The organism is Arthrobacter sp. 9MFCol3.1, from assembly GCF_000620385.1.
Taxonomy (GTDB): domain Bacteria; phylum Actinomycetota; class Actinomycetes; order Actinomycetales; family Micrococcaceae; genus Arthrobacter.
On sequence record NZ_JIBJ01000011.1, the window covers coordinates 68,077 to 87,087 of the forward strand.

A 19,011-nucleotide genomic window follows, 5' to 3' on the forward strand; every position below is an offset into this window, starting at 1 on the left:
CGCAGTTTTTGTTGCGCGGTCCGGCCGCGAGCGCGCCGGCCCCGTTGTTTGTCGCCTGGTTCAGGCAACGGCCACGGCGCCGATCTGCTGCATGAGGCTCAGGTTGTCCGTGGTGCCCCAGTGCTCGGCCACTTTTCCGTCCTCGACACGGATGATGTCAGTGCAATCGAACTCGACGCTCTTACCCGTTGCCGGGATGCCGGCCAGGTCCCCGCGATGCGTACCCGTGAGAATCACATGGCACGCCTCCAGGTTTCCGGCGACCACCTTGGGTTCGATCTCTTTGACCTTGATGTCCGGGAACGCCGTCCGCATCGTGTTCACGAAGAACTTGACGCCATCCTTGCCCGGCGGCTGCCCAGGCAGGGCCTCTTCGTGATCCACATAGCTGTCCGCGGCCAGCTCATCAACGAGGGCGAGGTTTCCGCTCTCAATGACTTCCTTGTAAAACCGCTCAATCAATCCAACACCTTCAGACATTTCCGACTCCTTGTAGGCGAGAGACCGGAATTTAGATCCCCCCAGACCATTCCCCAGGAAGTCCACCTCTTCGGGCAGCCCCGACAGGCAGAAAGCCCGCGCGGAGCGCCAAAATTACTGTGGAGATGCCAGTGGGGATCGGGCGAAACGCCTCGTTAAGGCAGAAGATATTCCGGGGTCTCGAGGGTGTCAAGATGCGCCGATTACCGCCGTTCCCGGCCAGGCGGCGACACGACAAACACAACGAACGCAGAGGGCCCTTCCGCCGCCGTCGGGCGTCACATCCCTCCCGGACGCAACGGAACCGACTCATAAATGGTCCAGTGAGTCGGCCAAAAATCGTCCGTGTAACCGCCATGTTAAACCCCGTTTCGCACCCGTAAAATGCTCCTAACCCCCGGAAACGTGCCGCTGTCCACGGACGCCGGCCTTCCTTGCGGCGTGAGTATCGTTGGTCCTGCCCACCGCGACGCCGAGCTCATCACCGTGGCGATCCGCCTCAGCGAGTCGCTCCTCACTCAACGAAAGACATCCCATGCTTAACCGCCTCAAGTCCGCCGAGCGCGCCCGGCTGCATCTGACCCTCATGCTGGTGCTGACGTTCTCCACCGGAGTCATCGACGCCGTCGGCTACCTGGGCCTCGACCGGGTCTTCACCGGCAACATGACCGGCAACGTCGTGATTCTTGGCATGGCGCTAATCGGCGCGGACAATCTGCCCGTCATCGGCCCGTCCATAGCCCTGGCCGGGTTCGTGCTCGGCGCCATCATCGCAGGGCGGGTCCTCAAGCCCGAGGCCGCGGGCTGGAGCAGGCGGACCACGGCCCTGCTCACCGCCGTCGGCGTCACGATGGCGGCTGTCGCCGTCGTACTGTTTGCCCATGCCCCGCACGCCGGCGACCCAGTCACCTTGATCATTACCGGGGCCCTGGCCATCGCGATGGGCTTGCAGGCGGCCACGGCACGTCACCTCAGCGTCAAGGACGTGACCACCGTGGTGGTCACGTCCACGCTCACGGGCCTGGCCGCGGATTCACGCCTGGGCGGAGGCACGGGGGCCCAGTGGGGCAGGAGGCTGGGGGCCGTCGTCCTCATCTTGGCCGGTGCCACGGCCGGCGCCACGCTGCTCCACGTGCATGCCGGTCTTGGTGTCCTGCTGACATCCGCGCTCACCCTGTTGGTAGCAGCAGCGGGCGGGTTCGCCCCGGCCCGGCCCCAGGTTGGGGATCCGGCCGCAACCGAACCAGCTGTTTCAAACCACTGACCGCCTAGCGCCGGTCGCAATAACATGGCGCCAACTGTTATTCCGGAAGGGCTCCGATCTGCTGCATGAGGCTCATGGTGTCCGTGCTACCCCAATGCTCGGCGATCTTACCGTCCTGGACACGGACGATGTCGGTCCCGCCGAATTCGACCGTTTTGCCGGTCGCCGCAAAACCCAGCAGGTCGCCCGTGTGGGTACCGGTCATCACAACATGGGCAGCCTCGAGGTTTCCATCGGAAAGAGTCGGTTCGGCTTCCTTGACCGCGATGTCGGGGAATGCGGTTCGGATGGTGCTCGCGAAGAACCGTGCGCCCTCTTTGCCGGGCGGCTGTCCGGGAAGCGCCAATTCATGGTCGATGAAGTCGTCCGTGACCATTTCATCGACGAGGGCGAGGTTCCCGCCGGCGAGAACTTCCGAGTAAAAGCGATTGATCAACGTGCTGGACATGGTGGGCTCCTTCAGGTGCAAGAGACCGTTGTGGCTGTCCGCCGGCACTGTCCATGGGCCCCGGCAGATGCGCCCGGGCTGAGCGCTGAAATTGATGGGAAACGGAGCGAAACGCCTCGTTAAGGCAGAAGATATTCCGGCACTTCGAGGGTGTCAAGATGCGCTGATTACCCCCGTTTGCGGCGCCCGCCCCGGCCCCGAATATTGTCACACCGGCCACGTAGTCTGCCTTCACGAGCATGAACCGTCCGGCAGGGGATGACATGGCTGACCCAATCTACAAGGCAATCGGCAGGGCACCTTCCCTGCCAGCGGCAGGTGCTTGGGTCCCCGAAGCGCCCGATCCAATTGACCCTGGCGCGCCGGAACGACTGGCAGCCGGCGGCAGTGTCACCGACGACGCCGTCGCGGACTACCTGCTCCGGCTGGGCCAATACGATTTGCTCACCGCCGAGCATGAAGTGGAACTGGCGCAAGAAATCGAGGCGGGCCTTTTCGCCGAACGGCTCTTGGCGGATGGCACATCGCGGCCCGGCCAGGACAAAGCTGACCTTCGGACCATCGTCGCGTTGGGCAAGCGTGCCGCCGACGCGCTGCTCCACGCCAACCTCCGGCTCGTAGTGTCGATCGCCAAGCACTACACCCACCGGGGCCTCGACTTTGAGGACCTCATCCAGGAAGGAAACCTGGGACTCCTCAAAGCAGTCAGCAGGTTCGACTTCACCAAGGGTTTCAGATTCTCCACTCACGCCACCTTGTTCATCCGCGGCGGCATCCTCAAGGCGCTGGCTGAACAGGCACGCCTCATCCGGCTGCCGGGAAACGTCGTTAACCAGCTGCAGCAGATGCGGTCAGCGCAACGGACGGCCGCCATGACAGGGACCGCCTGCAGCAAAGAATATCTCAGCCAACTGACCGGAATTCCGATCGGGAAGGTTGAGTGTCTGCTTTCCGTGGACCAGCCGGTCTGTTCCTTGGACTCGTGGGTGCCCGACGGCAAGGGCGGGACCGAAGCCCTCGCCGAACAGCTGTTGGATTCCTCCGACCTCGACGCAACCGATGCGCTCTTCCATCAACAGATGAAGGCGCAGGTACATGCCGTACTCGGCATGCTAGAGGTCCGGGACGCCCAGATCATCGCGATGCGCTTCGGTATCACGGGCGGCGCGGGGAAAACCCTGGACGCGGTAGCGGAAACCTACGGCATGACCCGCGAACGCGTCCGCCAGATCGAGGTCGTCGCGATGGAGAAGCTCAAACACCCGTCCCGGTCTGACAACCTGCGGCAGTATCAGTTGGACTGTGAGAGCCAGGCTCGAGTTTCCCCGAAACGCTCCTCGTTCTGAACGCCTGGACTCGATGGGTTCCGGGAATGTTGCAACTTAGGCGGACGAAGAAGGGCGGCCGGATAATCCGGCCGCCCTTCTTGTGAGCATTATCTGGTCTGGAGCACGTTCCAGAGGATCAGGGCCCTGTCGTGGATGATCTGAGTCAAAGTACTGCCCCCTAGTATTCGAAGAATTGGTGGATGACGCAGGCGCGGTCAGTCGCGCAGCGGGATTCCCCTGGCGTCGTTCCGGAAATAGGACGCGCCGGCGAAGATCATGATGCCCTCAACAAAGCCCCACAGCGCAACGAGGCCAAACGTGAAGATGCCGACGAAGATGGTCAGGAGGATTTGAACAATAGCGATCGTGGTGTAGCCCAGATAGAAGCGGTGGATGCCCAGTCCGCCCAGGAAGATGCCCAAGAGCCCGGCGACAAGCCTGGACTTTGGCTGCGGGTAGCCGTAAGCCTGGTTCGGCATCGGAGGCTGCTGGGACGTCTGGGGGTACTGCATCTGATACTGCTGCTGGGCAGCGGGCGGGTACCCCTGATTCTGCTGGCCCGGGTACGGCTGCTGCTGCGGCTGGGGATTCTGATACTGCGCGGGATACTGCCCCTGGTACTGCGGAGGGGCAGCCGGCGGGTATTGAACCGGAGTAGCCGGCGCATACGGCTGCGTCGCCTGGACGGCACTATCGGCGGGATACGCCGCTTTGGCTTCGCCGCTGTTCGGCTCGGAGTGCTGCTGGGTCATGCTGGTGCCTTTCGATGAGGTGAAGATGCTGCCCGCGCCCGGGCGGCAGCTCACCGTCAAGAAACGGCATCCCCCAAGAATCCACGAACCGGATTCATTCTGACGGAACTACTGAGAAATTCCGCTTCTTTGCGCTGTGAGTCATGGCATTGATCGAAAATGCTCCTCGATCGAGAAGAACCGCCCGACTGCCGACGTCGTTGGCGCCCGCAGCGCCGGACCTCAGCCCCGCCGCTCCCGCCACCGCAGCGACACCGCAAACACCACCGCGCCCAGCCCCAGCATCACGAAGACCATCAGCCCCCAGTTCGCCTGGGTGACGCCGCTGCCGTAGAAGATGCCGATCAGCACCGTCGCCGTGATCGCGCCAAGGTAGCGGCAGGTCTGGAAGATCCCGGCGGCCACCCCGCGCTCCTCCGGCCGGGTGGAGACGTACATGCCCTGGCTCGAGGCAATGGCGACCACGCAGTACGGCACACCCAGCAGGGCGGTCAGCGCGAGCACCAGCGGGACGGCCAGGGACACCGTCAGCAGCCACATGGCCGCCGACGCGACGAGGAGCAGCACGACGCCGGCGATCAGCACCCGCCGCACGCCGAACCGGTCGATCGCGCGGACTGCGAACGGCGTCCCGACCACGGAGATCGCGGCGAGGGGCAGCATCAGCAGGCCCACGACGCCGGGATTGTAGCCACCGGCGGTTTGCAACAGCTGCGGCAGGCCGAAGAACGCGAAGTAGTAGACACCGTTGAACAGTGCGAAGCCCAGGTAGACCAGCAGCAGCGGCCGGTTGCGGCCCAGCAGCCGCAGGTCCAGGAACGGCGGGCTGAACCGCAGCTCCCGCCACGCGAACAGCGCCGCGAGGACCAGCCCGCCGCCCAGCAGCCACCACCGGTAGTCGGGCAGCACATTCAGCATCGCCATCATCACCAGCACCAGGGCACCGATGAAGGCCCCAATCCCGGGCAGGTCCGAGTCGCGCACCAGCTCGGACACGCTGCCGCGTTCCCGGGCACCGTCGGCCGGGGCAAAGCGCCGGACCACGAGGATCGCTAGGAGCGAGAGCGGGACGTTGATCAGGAACAGCGCCTGCCACCCCACCAAGCTCACCAGCAGGCCGCCCACCACGGGCCCGACGGCGGCCGCCGAGGTGTTCGCCATCTGGATCCGGCCCAGCGGCCGGGTGGACTTCACGTTCGCCTCCCGTGCCAGCGCGGCGACCATGACGACGGCGCTCGGGTACGCCGTCGCGGTGCCGAGGGCCATGAAGGCGCGCGCCACGCATAGCAGCGCGAAGTTCGGCGCGAAGGGCGCGAGCGCACAGGTCACTGCCACCAGCGCCATGCCCAGCAGGAACAGCCGCCGCGGGCCAAAGCGGTCCGCGAGCCTGCCCATCAGCGGCTGGCCGGCCGCGGAGGTGAGGTAGAACGCCGTGATCACCCAGGTGACCGTGGCGACGTCGAGCCCGAAGTCCTCGCGCAGCACCACCAGGGCGACGGCGATCATCGAGGAATTCAACGGGTTCAGCGACGTGCCGAGGCTGAGTCCGGCGACGGCCAGGCCTGCACGGGGAGAGTTGCTCACGGCAACAGTCTGTCCTACGACGCCAGCCGAAATCGAACCCGACGTCACGTGCCGCGGCGGCGGACCGGTTGGTGCGTCACGCCGGGCACACTTTGACCCCTACGCCATCCGGAATCCTCTGAAAAACCGCGGATGCGTACGCGGCCCGGGCTTGAAAGCGTGCCTGCGTGACGCCCCGGGCCAGGATCCGGCCGGGCTCCGGCGTCAGGGTTTCCGGGCGATGACGTCGAAAATGTGCCAGTGCTTGGGACCGCGGAAGGATTGGCCGTCGGCGTCGTAGACCTCGAATGTGAGGATATCCAGTCCCTCGAACAAGGCCCTGGCCTCGGCTTCGGTGTGGAAGTTCCATTCTGGAATGGCGGCCCAGGAGTCCCGCTCCCCGAACAGATTCACGGCAATGACGCCGGAGGGGCCCAGCGCCCCCAGCAACATCCGCCAAAGGCGGGCGAAGTTTTCGGGGTGGACGAAGGGCAGCGAATAGCTGGCCAGGATGAGCCCCGCCTCCGGGAGCGGCGGAAGGTCCTCGAATGGGCGCGGCTCGACGTCCAGGTGCTCAGCGAGCGCCGCGGGCACTGTTGCGAGCAGCTGGTCCCGGGTGTCCGGCTGTGAATCGACGGCGAGGACCCGCCAGCCGCCATCGAGCAGTGCCAGTGTTTCCTTGCCCGCGCCGCAGCCCAGATCGATGGCGCGGCGGCCGTTTCCCGGGCCGGCGAAGGCCATGGCGTCGAGGCACAGCGTGCGCACCCCTCGGGTTGCCTGGGCGGCGTTGTAGTCCGCCCAGATCTTGCTGTCCGCGGGGCTGTCCACACAATCACTCGCCGGCGGACGAAGACCCGGACGACGGCGTGGAGGGTTCAGGCGGCACCGGCGGCGCGGACACGTGCCGGCCCCACGCCAGCTCGCGGAGCCGGACCAAGTCCAGCGCCGGCTGGGCCGGCGGGACGCCCGGACGCTTCCGCGGAACCAGGACCCGCAGCGCGCGGGGTTCGATCGTGCACCGTACCGGGGTGGTCATGATCAGGGCCTCGCCGTCCACGCCGACAGGGATCTCGGGCACGTCGGCGCCGACAACCACTTCCGCCGCGGTGCGCTGGATCAGGCCGTGCTTCGTCGCCCGGCGCAGCAGGCCCACAGCTTCCCGCGTGCTGGCGGCAGAGATCGTCACCGCACCGAGCACGCCGCGGTCCAGCCTGGTCCGGCGGCCCAAACCCACGACGTCGTTGCTGCCGTAGGGCCCGTTGCTCACCAGCACCGCCTGCGGGCCGTCCACCGTGATGCCGTCCATCTGGGCGCGCAGGCGCGCTCCCTTGTCGCCCCTGATCAGGTCCGGGAGCATCTCCAGCACGGTCCCGGTCTTGTCGTCGCGGTACTCCGGGCTTTGCACCACCTCGGCGTAGACGCCGAAGGATGCGTTGTTCACAAAGGTACGGCCGTTGATCTTGCCGAGGTCAACATGGAGCTCCGTCCCGTCGCGGAGGGCATCCAGGCAGCCCGTGGGGTCCTCCCGGTCCAGTCCGAGATCCAAGGCGAAGTGGTTGCGGGTACCGGCACTGATCACCAGGAACGGAAGGTTGTGCTCTGCCGCGATGCCGGCCACCAGCGCCTGGGTACCGTCGCCACCGGCGACGCCGAGCAGGTCGGCCCCGCGTTCCACGGCCTGCCGGGCGAGCGCGTCGACGTCCACCTGGCCCGGCCCCTCAAGAAGTGCCACCTCGGCGCCGAGTTCCTCTGCTTTCCGCTGGAGGTCGAACTTCACCACTTTGCCCCCGCCGGAACGCGGGTTCATCACCAGGAAGGCATGCCGCCAGGTGGGTGCGGGGTGCTCGGCCATGGCCTTGCCCTCGCCCCTTTCGCGGAGGGCGGCGCGGGCACACACCAACGCAACAAACCCCAGCGCCAGGGTGAGGATGACCTCCCACAACAGGCCGGCCTGAATGAACAGGACCAGGACCACCAGCGGGGCGAGCACCGCCAGGCCCAGCGCACACCAGCGCATCACACCGCGGCTGATGAGGAACCAGTAGATCCCGGCCACGGTCACCACGAGGCCGCCGGCACCGGTCAAGAGCAGCGCAATGGTGCCCGCCAACCCCGCAGCCACCAGCGGGACGAGCGCCGCGCAGACGACCGCGGCGTAGGCCGCCCTCGCCCACCAACGCCGGGTTTGCGGGACCTCGTCGAAAGGGATGACAGTCATGTCCTGCTCCTTGCGGTAATCCGGCCCCTACAGTCGTTTCGACCGGTCTCCCCGCCTGCGGCTGGGCCGTCAGGTCTTGATTTTCGCCACGGTCATGAGGATCGCCGAGTCTTCCTCGGCCTCAAGGCTGTGCAGCCCCTCGGGCACGATCAGCAGGTCGCCGGTCTTGCCTTGCCAGGATTCGTTGCCGGCCCGCAGGCGCACACAGCCGCGGAGCACAAACACGGTCGCTTCGCCGGGGTTCTGGTGCTCGCTCAGCTGCGTCCCGGCCCTGAACGCCATCACGGTCTGGCGCAGAACCTTCTCGTGGCCGCCAAACGCAGTGTCCGCTGCCCGTCCGCTGGGTGCCGCCACCGCGGCGGCCAACTGCTGCCGGGCAAGGGCATCGAGCGATATCTTCTGCATGGGGCCACCCTACTCAGAAACCGGGCCGCTGCCGAGGGCCATTCGCCCCGGACCGGCCACGATACAGGCCGCCGGAAAGCTTCAGCCCTAGTACGCCACGTCGAATCCGCCGAACTCCCCCGTCGCGGCCGAGACCGATTCTTCGACCCTTTCCACCCGGCCGGGCGCCTCCGGCGAGCGCAGCCAGCGCCGCAGCTCCAGCACCACGGACTGCGGCCCCTCGGCCACAATGCCCACGGAGCCGTCGGTGTTGTTCCGGACCGTGCCGCTGAGCCCCAGTTCCTCGGCCTTCCGGACGGTCCAGTACCGGAAGCCGACCGCCTGGACCACACCGGACACCCGCGCATTCAGCCGCACGGGCTCGCCGGAATCCGCCGGAAACTGCACAGGATGTTTGCCAGCCATGCTCCCAATGTAGCGCCCATCCGGGCGCCCGGTTTCGTCATGCCCCGGTTTCGTCACGCCCGGTTTCGTCTTACAGGGTTTGGCACCGGCGGCCCAGTCTCATCCTCCAGACACCAAGGGACCTTTGCCTCTTTCCCGGGGCGGCCGTCCGCGAAAGGCTGGCTTCCGGCACTGGAGCGATTTGTCGAAGACCCGGCAACAGCACAAAGAAGTGCTCTTACCCTCCATCGGCGGTCACCACTGCCAGACAAGGACAAGACAATGGCTGGACAGTTCGAAATCTTCACCGACGCGGAATCCAATGTACGGTTCCGGCTTCTCGCCGCCGACGGGACCGTGCTGGCCATTTCCACAGCATTCGACGACAAACGCCAGGCGGCAAACGGCATCATGGCCGTGCGCGAATGCGCCGGCACCGGGCTGATCCGTGAGGCCAGCAGCAACCCGTGGACTGGGCAGCGCGGCGGCAGGAACGCCTCGCCGACACCGGCGGTCCGTGAACACCGTCATCGCCACCGACACCTGCCCGCTGTCTAACCCAGCGACGTCTAACCCAGTTACTTCGCCGGTTCCGTCACGGCGCCAGTCCCCGGGCCAGTCCCCGTGCCAGTCCCCGTGGCCGCGCCGTTGCCCGCCGGACGCAGCGACGTGATCATCTTCCGGACTTCCTGGTACTCCGCCGTGCTGGCGTAGAGCTTCGCCTTCTCCAGGTACGGCAGCCCGGGGTCCCCCGGCGTCGTGTTTTTCGCGGGGTCGTACGCCTGGCCGAACAGCGCGCCGCTAGGCGGCCAAAGGAAGAGCTGGAACATCGGACACGACGTGGGCCCGGTTACCTCCGGCATCATCGTGATGCCATACGACGCATATGTGGGCGGCGAAGCCTCCTTCGCACTGAAGTCACCCCGGGCCTCGAAGACGTAGCGCGGCGGGCCCTGGTCCGCCGCACCGGGTTCGGCGAGCGCCTGCAACGGCTGGGAGTCGATGAGCAGGTAGGGCTGTTGATCGCCGCATTCGGCGCCGGTGACGATGTTCGTGCGCAGCGCGGCCATCTGCTTCCCGGCGGCGTTCACAACATCCACGAACTCACCGCCCAGCGGCGCCTCCCCCGCAGGGTCCCGGATCGCCCACGTGGCCGGGTAGTCGAAACTCAGCGTCCCGTCCGACGTCGTGAACGTCTTCCAGCCGGACGACGACGGCGGGGCCGCCGTCGTCGTCGGGGTTGCCGCCGCGGTGCTCCCCGAAGCCGTTCCCGATGCTGTGTCCGTGGCTGACCTCGACGGCGTGGTCCCCTGTGTTCCCTGCGAAGGGTCTCCCGGCTGGGTGTTTCCCGACTGGGTGCCTCCGGCAGGCGGGCCTGCGGACGTTGCCTCACCCGCGGCGCCGGAGGTCGCAGGGGGCGCCGTGGGTGACCCGCAGCCGGACAGCAGCAGGGCCGCGAGCACCAGCGCCGATACAACCGGAGCCGGAACCGTAACAAGTGTGAGCCGTCGCCTCGCCATGAGCCCGGGCCGGCCCTACTGCCCCGCCGGGCGCAGGGAGGTGATCATCTTCCTGATGTCCTGGTATTCGGAGGTCTCCAGGTAGGCCTCCGGGGTGTCGACAAGGGGCTCGTTGCCGGGGGTGGTGTCGAAGGGGTTATAGACGCCCCCGAACGACGCTCCGCTGGGCGGCCAAGTGAAGAACTGGAAGATCGGGCAGGCATCGGGCCCGGACGGCTTCGGCGCGGAACTGATGCCGTAGGCCATGACGTTGGCCTTCGTGGGGTCCTTCTCGGCCGGATAGAGCCGCAACTCAAAGATGAAGTGCGGCGTGACGCCCTGCTGGGCCAACGCCGGAACTTCCACCAGATCGAGTACCGAGTAGGGGATCCGTTGCGTGCATTCCGCGCCCGGGGCCACGTTGGTCTTCAATGTGGCCAGCGATTTGCCGCCCGCGTTGAGGACCTCCACGAACACGCTGCCGGATGCGGCCTCGGCGCCGCGGTCCTTGACGGTCCACTCGGCGGGGTGATCGAACTCGAGCTTCCCGTCCGGGGTCTTGAAGATCTGCCAGTCCGCCGCCGTCGGCTCCTGCGTGCCCGGCGCCGACGGCGGCTCGGTCGGCAGGGCATCGACGGCGCCGCTGCTGGACGGCGCGGACGTCAGCGGGGGCACGGTGGGCATCGACGGCGACGTCGGTCCCGGGCCCGCGGGCGCACCGCAGGCGCCGAGCAGCACCGCAACCAAGAAGCCGGCCGATGCTGCCGTGCCAAACGCCGCCAGTCGACGCATGTCACCCTCCCCCTGGGATTCAAGTGGTTCGACCATTGTGGAGCGTTCGTCAGCAAAATCAAGAGGCAAAAGTCCCGGAGTGGCGGCCGGACTTTGTCCAGACCCGCGGCCGGACCGCGTTGGGCCGCGGCCGGAGCGCGCGGACCGCACCGGAGACCTGCCGGAACCTGCCGGGCCCGCCGGTTCCGGCACCGGCATGAGGAGACCCACGTTGACATCCGGGCGATTTCAGTTGCCCGTGGAAGCTTGCTAGAGCTTAAGTAATGCAAGAGTTCCTCACCCAAGCAATGCCGTTCCTGGCCATGGCCCTTGCCGTGGTTGCCGGCCTCGTCCTGTCCTGGCTGGTGCGCAAGATTGTGCTCCGGCTCAACCGCAGCAAGCCCGAACTGCGCGAGACCTCCCGCGTGGCCCGGTTGCCGTTGCGCTTGTCACTGTGCCTGATCGCCGTCCGGATCGCGCTGGCCACCAGCGGCGGGGATCTCGAATGGCGCCACGGCCTGGACCATTTGCTGCTGATTGCGCTCATCGGTTCACTGGCCTGGCTGGCCGTCGCCATGCTGCTCATCATCGAGGCAATGGTGCTCACCCGGTACCGGGTGGATGTGGCGGACAACCGCCGCGCCCGGCGGCTGCGCACCCAGGTGATCCTGGCCCGGCGGATCGGCGTCGCACTGATCGTGGTGGTGGCCCTGGGCAGCATGATGCTGACGTTCCCCGCGATCCAGGCGCTCGGCGCCGGGCTTCTTGCATCCGCGGGCGTAATCTCCATTGTCGCCGGCCTCGCCGCGCAGACCTCGCTGGTCAACGTCTTCGCCGGCATCCAGCTCGCGTTCACGGACGCGATCCGGGTGGACGACGTGGTGGTGGTCCAGAAGGAATGGGGCCGGATCGAGGAGATCACCCTGACCTACGTGGTGGTCCACATCTGGGATGACCGCCGGCTGATCCTGCCCTCGACGTACTTCACCACCACCCCGTTCGAGAACTGGACCCGGCGGCAGTCCGAGGTCATGGGCACGGTGGAGTTCGACCTCGACTGGCGCGCTCCCGTCGAGGCGATGCGCGGCGAGCTGAAGAAGGTTTTGGCCGAGACGCCGTTGTGGGACAAGCGCGTGGGGATCCTGCAGATCACGGATGCCACCGCCGGCTTTGTCCGCGTGCGCATCCTGGTCAGCGCGGCGGACAGCGCCTCCCTGTTCGACCTCCGCTGCCTGATCCGCGAGGAACTGGTGCTGTTCCTGCAGCAGGACCACCCGACGGCGCTCCCCCACGTCCGCCTCGAATCGATGCCGTCGGCGCTGGCGGGTTCCACCTCCGGGAACGCGTCCGACGCCGTCACGGGGTCCACGCGCCCCGGCAAGGCTGCTGCTACGGCCGAGCACCCCCGGCACCCGGACCCGCACGACTCCCAGCTGTTCACCGGGTCCATCGAGGCGATCCAGCGTTCCAAGGCCTTCTCCGGCCCGGGCGAGGACGTCTTCGAGGACCGGGACAACGCCATCGCCTCGCAGAACTAGACGGGGCCGGGCGGCTGCGGCCGGACAGGTCTTCCCAGCCCCCGCCAACTGGTCAATAATCAGACGTTGGCGGGTCAGCAACGCGCTGCCCCATTGTCTGCCGGACCAGCTGAGGAGTCCCCATGACGGTCGAAGAAGCCCCCACGGAAACACCCAAGGCGACTGCCGGCGGCTGGTTCCAGCGCGCCGTCGTCTATCAGATCTATCCGCGCAGCTTTGCCGACTCCAACGGCGATGGCATCGGCGACCTCCGCGGCATCATCGGCAGGCTGGACTACCTCCAGCGGCTGGGGGTCGACGTCGTCTGGCTCTCCCCGATCTACACCTCCCCGCAGGACGACAACGGCTATGACATCAGCGACTACCGGAACGTGGACCCGCTCTTCGGCACCCTCGAGGAGCTCCGGGAACTGACCGACGGGCTGCACGCGCGCGGCATGAAGCTGGTGATGGACCTGGTGGTCAACCACACCTCGGACGAGCACCCCTGGTTCGTGGAATCCCGGTCCTCGAAGGAGAACCCGAAGCGCGACTGGTACTGGTGGCGGCCGCCGCGGGAAGTCGACGCCGGGGCCTCCCCACGGCGGACGGCGGCGGAGCCGACCAACTGGGGATCGGCGTTCTCCGGGCCCGCGTGGGAGTTCGACCAGGCCACCGGGGAGTACTACCTCCACATCTTTTCGAAGAAGCAGCCGGACCTGAACTGGGAGAATCCCGAGGTCCGGGCGGCGGTCTACGAGATGATGAACTGGTGGCTGGACCGGGGCGTGGACGGGTTCCGGATGGACGTCATCAACTTCATCTCCAAGGACACCTCGCTCCCGGACGGGCCGGTGGCCGACGGCAAGCTCTTCGGCGACGGCTCCCCGTTCTACATCGACGGCCCCCGCATGCACGAGTTCCTGCAGGAGATGCACCGGGAAGTCTTCGCGAACCGCACCGGCGAACTGCTCACCGTCGGGGAAATGCCCGGCGTGACCGTGGCGGACGCCATCCTGTACACCGACCCCGCCCGGGCCGAGGTGGACATGGTGTTCCAGTTCGAGCACGTGGCACTGGACCAGGAGGAGGGCGACAAGTGGCGGCCCAAGAAGCTCCTGCTCACCGAGCTGAAGCAGACCCTGGGCCGCTGGCAGGACGGCCTGGCCGAGACCGGCTGGAACAGCCTGTACTGGGGCAACCACGACCAGGCCCGCGCCGTGTCCCGCTTCGGCGACGACAGCCCCCGATACCGCGAGCTCTCGGCCAAAATGCTGGCCGGCATCCTGCACCTGCACCGGGGCACCCCCTACGTCTACCAGGGCGAAGAACTGGGCATGACCAACATGACGTTCGGCGCGATCAGCGATTACCGCGACATCGAGGTCCTCAACCACCACCGCGAAGCCACCACGCACCTGGGCCACACCGACGCCGAGGTCCTCGCCGCCCTCGCGCCGCTGAACCGGGACAACGCCCGGACCCCGGTCCAGTGGGACGCCTCCCGGCATGCCGGCTTCACCACCGGGGCGCCGTGGATCGCGGTGAACCCGAATGCCAACCACATCAACGCCGCCGCCCAGGTGGATGATCCGGATTCGGTCTACAGCTTTTACCGCCAGGTGATAGGGCTGCGGCATGCGGAGCCGGTGGTCTCGCACGGGAATTTCACCATGCTGCTGCCGGATGACCCGCACGTCTACGCGTTCACCCGGGCGCTGGCCGGGTCCGGTTCGGCCGTTTCCCCCGGCAGCCGCTCAGACAGTCAGCCAGCCGGCGCCGGGATTCCGGAGCTGCTGGTGCTGGGGAACTTCTCCGGCGAGGAGCGCGACGCGGACCTCGGGGACGATGCCTGGGCTGACGCGGAGCTGGTGGAGCTGGTCTTGGGCAACTATCCGTCCGACGCCTCCGACGGCGGCTCTGCCGCGGGTTCCGCCGCTGGTGCGGCGCGCGACGGCCTTGCCGCGGGCGGAGTGCGCCTGCGGCCCTGGGAACTGCGGGTGTTGTGCCGGCGCCGCGGCGCCTGATCGAGGATCCTGAACGCCAGCCCAAGAAAGGAAGCCACGCATGACTATTCCCCCACCCCCCGGACCCGATCCGTTTCCGCCGGAGCCGGGCCCCACGACGCCGCCGCCCGAGCCCGGAGACCCGTTCCCGCCGGAACCCGGTCCGGTCACGCCGCCGCCGGTTCCGGGGCCCGAGCCGGTTCCCGGCCCTGCACCCACGCCGTCACCGGAACCGGGGCCGTTCCCGACGCCGCCCGGTCCCCTCCCGATTCCTGATCCCGGCCCGGTGCCGCCGCGGCCGGACCCGACCCGGTTCTAGCGGGCGTCACCGCACGGCAAGACCGTGCAGGAACCGGCGAACTTCGGCGTTGAAGGCAGCCGGCGCTTCGACGGCCGCCATGTGCCCGACGTCGGGAATCATCACCAGGGTCGAGCCCGGGATCCGCCGGTTCATCTCGCGGGCCACGCTCGGCGTCGAACGGACGTCCTCCGTGCCGTACAGCAGCAGGGTGGGCACCGCGATGGTGGGCAGGACGTCCCGGTAGTCGGCGTGGGCGTTCGCGTTCAGCAGGGCCCGCATGCCGCCCGGATGGAAGTCGGCCATGATGGCGCTGGTTTCCTGCACCGCCGCCGGATCGGCATGTTCCGTGAACAGGGTGGGCAGCCACGCGGGGATGAATTGCTCTGCCGGCTGCTCGAGTTCGGCGAGGACCTGGGCGTAGCGTCGCTCGACTTCCTCGGGCGGCAGGGACCCGGCCCAACCGGCGTACGCCGAGACCAGCAGCAGCGACGCGGGCACTGACGGGTGTGTCCGGAAGAGCTCCAGTGCAATGCCGGAGCCCATGGACAGCCCGAGGACGTGCGGCCTGCCGGGCACCGCCTCCCGCAGAAATCCTGCCAGGGCGTCGCCCAGGTCCTGTCCGGTGAAGTCCGGCGGCGGATCGTCCGAGCCGCCGCAGCCCGGTGCGTCCCAGGCGAAGACCGTGAAGTCGGCCGACAGGTCCTCGAGCTGCCGCCGCCAGATGCGGCTGTCCTCGTAGGCGCCGTGCAGCAGGACCAGCGGCGGACCCTGGCCCGCACGCCGGTACCGGATGCGCATGCCCGCAACCTCGACGGTCTCCATGAGGCAATGCTAGGTCGGGCCGCCGGCGTTGGGCAGGTTCAGGATGGGCAAATTCAGGATGCGCAAAGCCGCCCGCGACGCGCAAATGACCTGCGACACCCGAATTCGGGTGTCGCAGGTCATTTGCGTGTCGGCAGGTCGGTTGCGCGTCGGTGCTACGGCAGGACGATGTCCCGGGTGCGGTGATCGTACTGGATGACCAGGAGGCCGCCGCCGTGGTGGACTTCGTGGTTGGGTCCGTCGAAGACGCCAAACGCGCCGTAGTTTTCGTCCCAGGAGCGGTTCAGCGCGATCTTGAAGGAGTAGAAGCCGGCAGGAATGTCCGCGGCGATCTTCCAGAGCTGATCCACCTGGTCCAGTTCCATCTGGACCTCGTCGTACTGCGGCGCCCAGTTGGCGGGCGCGCCCAGCAGAATGCTGAAGTCGCCGGCAACCGCGACGGCGTCCGGCTGCTCGATGGTGTCGACGCTGACAGCAGAGGCCGCAGCCGCAGGGGCTTCTGCCGGGGCTGCTGCTGCAGGCTGCGCGGCCTTCGCTGCGGGCTTGCGCTTGCGCACCGCCTTGGCCACGGGGGCCACGGCCTCCTCGATGAGCTTGGCGGCCTTGCCGGCAACCTTGGAAGTTTTTGACGGCGCTTCCTCGGCCGTGGCGGCCGGCGTTGCTGCTGTCTTTGCTGCCTTCTCCGGCTTCGCGGGCTTTTCTGCGGGAGCAGTCGGCAACGGGGTGCCCGCCGGAACGGGAGTGCCAGCGTCGATCGCTGAAGCGAAAACGGCAGGTTCGGCGAAAGCCACCGTGGCGCGCTGGCCGTCGTCGGTGATGGACCACCCGGAGCGGCCCTTGACCAGCCAGCCGGCCTTGACCAGCTTGGCCGTGGCGGTGGTCAGCGTCTTGTGGCCGCGGGGAATGCCGCCGCTGAGCAGTTCGCGTTCGTGGTCGTTGAGGGGCACCCGTGCGATTGCCTCGCCCAGGACGGCTCCGGCGTTCAACTTCTCGCCCGTCCATACCTCCTCTGCCAGGACATCCAGCACGGCCTTGAGCCGAAGGTTGGTGTTTTCCGCGGTGTTCGCGCCCATGGGTCTCCTTTAGAAGCAATTGATCCACCTGCATTTTGCCAAGGAAATGTTAGTTTTTGCGAGCGGATCCGGTTAACTCTGTGTGTCGTGACCCACTATGACAGGGCTGGGCGGGGGGCGCGAGGGACCAACTCGGCCCTACCCGCGAGTAGAAAACCAACGCGGGGTCACTTACCGCCCATGGAAGGGCCTTGGACCGGCCGTAAGTGACCCCGCGTTGTTCAGGGGTTACTCCTCGGCGCTCCATTTGGCGCCGGTCTGGGCCATGTAGGCGGCTACCGCTGCTTCGGTGGTGGGATAGAAGTGCTCCGGCTCGATTTCGCGGGTCAGTCCGTAGCGTTCGATCTTCTCCCGGGTCCTGTGCTTGAGCTCGGCGAACACCAGCGAGATGCCCTGCTCGTTCAGCTCGACGTCCAGATCGAGCAAGACGTCCGCGGCGGTGGTGTCCACGTCCGTGATCGGTTCGGCCGCGATGACGATCCACCGAGGTTTGGGGTCGGCATGGGCAAGGTGCCGGATGTTGTCGCGGAAGGGACGGACGTTGGCGAAGAACAGCGGGGCGTCCCACCGGTAGATCACCAGGCCGGGCAGGTGTTTGGCGTCCGGGTGGACGTTGATGTCATGAAAGCCGTCATAGCCGGGCACCCGCCCGATCACGGTCTCGTAGGGCCACCACGCCCGGCGGAAGATGTTCAGGATGGACAGCCCCACCGCAATGCCGATGCCGGGCAGGACGCCCAGGAACGCGACGCCGAGGAAGGCGGCCATGCACAGGTAGAACTCGGTGCGCCGCTGGCGCAAGAGACGAATCGTTCCGGGAATGTCGGCAAGGGAGATCGACGCCGTCATCACCACGGCGGCCAGGGCCGGCTGTGGCAGGTTCCGGAACAGCCCGGGCAAGAACACCAGCATGAGGAGGATCAGCACGGCGCCCGTCACGCCCGTGAGCTGCGACTTCGAGCCGGAACGTTCTGCGACGGCGGTCCGGGATCCGCTGGTGCTGACCGGGAAGCCCTGGAAGAGGCCCGCGGCCAGGTTCGCGGCTCCGATGCCAATCATCTCCTGGTTGCCGCGGATTTCCTGCCCGGTGCGTGCGGCGAACGCCGTCGACGTCGAGATCGTGTCCGTCAACGAAACCAGCGCAATCCCCAGGGCGCCTGCGAACATCAGCCCGAGGTCCGCGACGTCCACCCGGGGGATGGTGAACGGCGGGAAGCCCCGCGGGAGTTCCCCGACCAGCGAGACGCCCTTGGCGGCCAGGTCGAAGATCGCCGTCGCCGCGATCGCGGCGACCACCATGACGAGTACAGCCGGGACCTTGGGCAGCCACCGCTGCAGGACCAGGATCAGCACAATCCCGCCGATGCCGACCGCCGCCGCGGCGACCACGGTCTCGCCGTTGGCCACGCCCTCGACGAATCCGACCAGGTCACCAATGAAGTTTTCGCTTTCGATCTTGAACCCGAAGAGTTTCGGGAGCTGGCCGACCAGGATGGTGATCGCAAGGCCGTTCATGTAGCCGATCATCGTCGGCTTGGAGATGAGGTCGGCGATGAAGCCTAGCTTGGCCACGGACGCCAAAACCATGATGGCGCCGACCATGAGGGCCAGCATCGACGCGAGCGCGATCGCCTTCTGCGGGTCGCCGTCGGACGCGACAAGGGGCAGGACCGTCGCGGCGATCATGGGCCCGAGTGCGGAGTCGGGCCCCAGGACCAGGACGCGGGACGGGCCGAAGACCGCGTAGGCGAGCAAGCAGAGGATGCTGGTGTACAGCCCGGTGATCGGGGGCAGCCCAGCCAGCTCGGCATAGGCCATGCCTTGCGGGACGAGCAACGTCGTGAGGACGACCCCGGCGATGATGTCCTTGCCGAACCAGTCCTTCTGGTACGTCGCGACGGCATCGAATCCAGGCGCCGCCCGGCGCAGCCAGCCCTTGCGCCGCTCGCGAGTCTTCGTCATAGCTGCACTCTGCCGCCCGCCCCCGCCCCGCGCATCCCCCGGCAAGGGTGAACCGCGCCGGCCGGGCGCAATGGGCACAGGCAGATCCAGCGCGCTCCCGTTGTGTCCCCGGCCCGATGGGCCTAGAGTTGCGGTCTGCCCACCGCGCGCCGTCCCGCCACTGACCATGCGCCGGATCGGGTGCCGGACTGGGCATCCCACCGTTCCCACTGAGGAGA

At 67.3% G+C, this 19,011-nt stretch carries 18 protein-coding genes; 5 read left to right on the plus strand and 13 right to left on the minus strand.

All coding sequences use genetic code 11. From position 1 onward, the window contains the following. Positions 1-60: 60 nt before the first annotated feature. Entirely contained in the window at positions 61-480 is a 420-nt protein-coding gene (locus C560_RS0112815) for an ester cyclase (protein WP_026538513.1), read from the minus strand. A 535-nt stretch (positions 481-1,015) separates the two neighbouring features. Between C560_RS0112815 and C560_RS0112820 the strand changes: the two genes are divergently transcribed. Beyond that, positions 1,016-1,744 (plus strand): YoaK family protein, encoded by a 729-nt coding sequence (locus tag C560_RS0112820; protein WP_026538514.1) that lies wholly within the window; start codon positions 1,016-1,018, stop codon positions 1,742-1,744. Between the two features lie 37 nt (positions 1,745-1,781). Here C560_RS0112820 and C560_RS0112825 read toward each other — a convergent pair whose 3' ends face one another. Next, positions 1,782-2,192 carry an ester cyclase gene (locus C560_RS0112825; RefSeq protein WP_026538515.1) on the minus strand — a complete coding sequence of 137 codons (411 nt, stop codon included), beginning with the start codon at positions 2,190-2,192 and terminating at the stop codon, positions 1,782-1,784. A gap of 263 nt (positions 2,193-2,455) precedes the next feature. Here C560_RS0112825 and C560_RS21780 point away from each other — a divergent pair, with 263 nt between their 5' ends. Continuing rightward, positions 2,456-3,538, plus strand: coding sequence for a sigma-70 family RNA polymerase sigma factor (locus tag C560_RS21780; RefSeq protein WP_051533148.1), 1,083 nt, complete (start codon positions 2,456-2,458; stop codon positions 3,536-3,538). Positions 3,539-3,735: 197 nt separating this feature from the next. Here C560_RS21780 and C560_RS22665 read toward each other — a convergent pair whose 3' ends face one another. The 6 genes from C560_RS22665 to C560_RS0112865 form a co-directional block, all read right to left on the minus strand. Then, positions 3,736-4,272 (minus strand): NINE protein, encoded by a 537-nt coding sequence (locus C560_RS22665; protein ID WP_051533149.1) that lies wholly within the window; start codon positions 4,270-4,272, stop codon positions 3,736-3,738. 222 nt (positions 4,273-4,494) lie between these two features. Continuing rightward, positions 4,495-5,856: an MFS transporter gene (locus tag C560_RS0112845; RefSeq protein WP_026538516.1), complete on the minus strand. Its 1,362-nt coding sequence runs from the start codon at positions 5,854-5,856 to the stop codon at positions 4,495-4,497. A 204-nt stretch (positions 5,857-6,060) separates the two neighbouring features. Further along, positions 6,061-6,663, minus strand: coding sequence for a class I SAM-dependent methyltransferase (locus tag C560_RS0112850; RefSeq protein WP_051533150.1), 603 nt, complete (start codon positions 6,661-6,663; stop codon positions 6,061-6,063). Positions 6,664-6,667: 4 nt separating this feature from the next. Continuing rightward, positions 6,668-8,053 (minus strand): diacylglycerol/lipid kinase family protein, encoded by a 1,386-nt coding sequence (locus C560_RS0112855; RefSeq protein WP_026538518.1) that lies wholly within the window; start codon positions 8,051-8,053, stop codon positions 6,668-6,670. A gap of 69 nt (positions 8,054-8,122) precedes the next feature. Then, entirely contained in the window at positions 8,123-8,458 is a 336-nt protein-coding gene (locus tag C560_RS0112860) for a cupin domain-containing protein (RefSeq protein WP_026538519.1), read from the minus strand. Between the two features lie 87 nt (positions 8,459-8,545). Further along, positions 8,546-8,863, minus strand: coding sequence for an acylphosphatase (locus tag C560_RS0112865; protein ID WP_051533151.1), 318 nt, complete (start codon positions 8,861-8,863; stop codon positions 8,546-8,548). A 261-nt stretch (positions 8,864-9,124) separates the two neighbouring features. On the opposite strand from C560_RS0112865, the gene C560_RS21795 reads away from it, so the two are divergent. Beyond that, entirely contained in the window at positions 9,125-9,400 is a 276-nt protein-coding gene (locus C560_RS21795) for a YegP family protein (protein ID WP_043423072.1), read from the plus strand. A 20-nt stretch (positions 9,401-9,420) separates the two neighbouring features. On the opposite strand, the gene C560_RS0112875 is transcribed toward C560_RS21795, so the two are convergent. Next, positions 9,421-10,362, minus strand: a complete 942-nt coding sequence (locus C560_RS0112875; RefSeq protein WP_231494339.1) for a hypothetical protein — start codon at positions 10,360-10,362, stop codon at positions 9,421-9,423. A gap of 15 nt (positions 10,363-10,377) precedes the next feature. After that, positions 10,378-11,169 (minus strand): hypothetical protein, encoded by a 792-nt coding sequence (locus tag C560_RS0112880; RefSeq protein ID WP_051533152.1) that lies wholly within the window; start codon positions 11,167-11,169, stop codon positions 10,378-10,380. 227 nt (positions 11,170-11,396) lie between these two features. Here C560_RS0112880 and C560_RS0112885 point away from each other — a divergent pair, with 227 nt between their 5' ends. Further along, positions 11,397-12,650 (plus strand): mechanosensitive ion channel family protein, encoded by a 1,254-nt coding sequence (locus tag C560_RS0112885; protein WP_026538523.1) that lies wholly within the window; start codon positions 11,397-11,399, stop codon positions 12,648-12,650. Positions 12,651-12,772: 122 nt separating this feature from the next. Next, the gene (locus C560_RS0112890) at positions 12,773-14,656 is read left to right on the plus strand and encodes an alpha-glucosidase (protein WP_026538524.1); all 1,884 of its coding nucleotides are present in this window, start codon (positions 12,773-12,775) and stop codon (positions 14,654-14,656) included. 304 nt (positions 14,657-14,960) lie between these two features. Here the strand turns inward: C560_RS0112890 and C560_RS0112895 are convergent, their stop codons facing one another. The 3 genes from C560_RS0112895 to C560_RS0112905 all read right to left on the minus strand — a co-directional run bounded on the left by C560_RS0112895 (position 14,961) and on the right by C560_RS0112905 (position 18,793). Next, entirely contained in the window at positions 14,961-15,758 is a 798-nt protein-coding gene (locus C560_RS0112895) for an alpha/beta fold hydrolase (protein WP_026538525.1), read from the minus strand. Positions 15,759-15,913: 155 nt separating this feature from the next. Beyond that, complete coding sequence (locus C560_RS0112900) at positions 15,914-16,831, minus strand: pullulanase X25 domain-containing protein (RefSeq protein WP_026538526.1); 918 nt, start codon at positions 16,829-16,831, stop codon at positions 15,914-15,916. Between the two features lie 228 nt (positions 16,832-17,059). Then, a complete protein-coding gene (locus C560_RS0112905; protein WP_026538527.1) occupies positions 17,060-18,793 on the minus strand; it encodes a SulP family inorganic anion transporter in 1,734 nt (577 codons plus the stop codon). Positions 18,794-19,011: the final 218 nt, after the last annotated feature.